Annotated in this window: 3 protein-coding genes; 1 reads left to right on the top strand and 2 read right to left on the bottom strand. The window is 70.3% G+C overall.

Annotation, left to right across the window (positions count from 1 at the left end; all coding sequences use genetic code 11):
• A partial coding sequence (locus FKP22_RS29585) for a sensor histidine kinase N-terminal domain-containing protein (protein WP_170201169.1) occupies positions 1-575 on the bottom strand: 575 nt, incomplete at its 3' end.
• The gene (locus FKP22_RS29580) at positions 572-1,237 is read right to left on the bottom strand and encodes a response regulator (protein ID WP_141291784.1); all 666 of its coding nucleotides are present in this window, start codon (positions 1,235-1,237) and stop codon (positions 572-574) included. The genes FKP22_RS29580 and FKP22_RS29585, both read right to left, overlap by 4 nt.
• A 60-nt stretch (positions 1,238-1,297) precedes the next feature.
• Here FKP22_RS29580 and FKP22_RS29575 point away from each other — a divergent pair.
• On the top strand, positions 1,298-1,661 hold a 364-nt coding region (locus FKP22_RS29575), incomplete at its 3' end, for an EamA family transporter (RefSeq protein ID WP_141291786.1).

Genomic DNA, 1,661 nt, shown 5'->3' with positions numbered 1-1,661 from the left:
GCGTCCACGCCCAGCCACACCAGCGCCAGCGTCAGGCCCAGCAGGACCAGGTTGGGCATCAGCGTGCCGAGCAGCACCTGCCGGGTCTGCGCCTGGCGGCGCTCGGTGGTTTCGGCCACCACCACCATCACCGGCCCCAGCGCCGAAGGGTGAGGAAAGCTGATCACCCGCACATCGTGGTGGTCCCAGCGCCGGTCGGTGTAGCGTGGCTGGTCGCGCTCGTCGCGTTCCACCAGCGCCGCCTGCGCCGGGTCCCCGCTGATCACGCCACCGTGCTCGTCCAGCACCAGCGCATACAGCCTGTCCTGGCCGTCAACCCGCTGCATCGCCTGCACGGTGCGGCTCAGGTGCAGGCCCAGGTCGTCGTCCCGGGCGTCGTCGGCATCCACGTCCAGCCGTGTGGCCAGCGCGATCGCCACGCGGCGCAGTGCCAGGTCCTGGTTGTCGCGCGCCCGGTTCAGGGCGCTTCGATAGTCATATGCCGCGCTGAGCACCAGCACCACCAGCAGCGGCCACCACAGCAGCCTCAGCAGGCGGCCGCGCAGGCTGCGCGGAGAGGCGGGCCGCAGATTCATTCGGTGTCCATGCGGTAGCCCACGCCACGCACGGTGCGGATCGAGACGCCGCTGCCGGCCAGCTTGTTGCGAACGCGCGAGACGTAGATCTCGACCGCGTTGTCGGTGATCTCCTTGTCCCAGCAACTCAGGCTGTCGGCCAGCTTGCGCTTGGGCAACACCCGCGGCATGGCCAGCATCAGCGCCAGCAGCAGGTCCCACTCGCGGCCGGTCAAGGCCAGCGGTGCATCGGCCAGCGTGGCCTCGTGGGTGGCAATGTCCAGCAGCAGCGGCCCGGCGGCCACCCGCGAGCTGGCGGCGGACTGGCTGCGGCGGATCAGCGCCTGCACGCGGGCCAGCAACTCGGGCAGCAGGAAGGGCTTGATCAGGTAGTCGTCGGCCCCATCGTTCAGGCCGCGCACCCGGTCTTCCAGGCCGTCGCGCGCGGTCAGCATCAGGATGGGCACCTTGTTGCCGCTGGCGCGCACCCGGCGCAGCAAGGCCAGGCCGTCCATGCCCGGCAGCCCGATGTCGAGGATGACCAGGTCGTGCACGCCGTGGGCCAGCGCGTCGAGCGCGGGCTCTGCCGCTTCCAGGTGGTCCATCTCCATGCCGGCCTGGCCCAAGGCCTCGCGCAGGCCCGCGGGCAGCAGTTCGTCGTCTTCCACCAGCAAGATGCGCATGCCCGGCATCCTATTCCTCCGGCCGCAGGCGCCGCCTTGGCCTGGGTTAACCTGCCGCGCATGTTCCTGAAGTTACCTGTGCGCGCGCTGGCGTACGCCAGCCTGGCGTCCAGCATGGTCCTGGTGGGCAGCTATGTGGGCCTGTCGAAATCCCTGGTCGCCGTCTTTCCCGTGTTCCTGCTGGCCTGGCTTCGCTTTGGCATTGCCGCCGTGGCCATGGCCGGTTGGGTGCGGCGCCCGCACGCCGAGCAGCGGCTGAGCCGGGGCGACCGCAAGCTGCTGTTCTTCGAGAGCTTCCTGGGCAACTTCCTGTTTTCGATCTGCATGCTGTTCGGCGTGCAGGCCACCTCGGCGGTGGCGGCCGGCGTGGTGATGGCGGGCATCCCGGCAGCGGTGGCGCTGCTGTCGCGCTTCTGGCTGGGCG

The organism is Ideonella azotifigens (genome assembly GCF_006519715.1).
Classification (GTDB): domain Bacteria; phylum Pseudomonadota; class Gammaproteobacteria; order Burkholderiales; family Burkholderiaceae_C; genus Ideonella; species Ideonella azotifigens.
The sequence above is the reverse complement of the archived record's forward strand: the minus strand, read 5'-3'. Positions and strand labels throughout refer to the sequence as shown.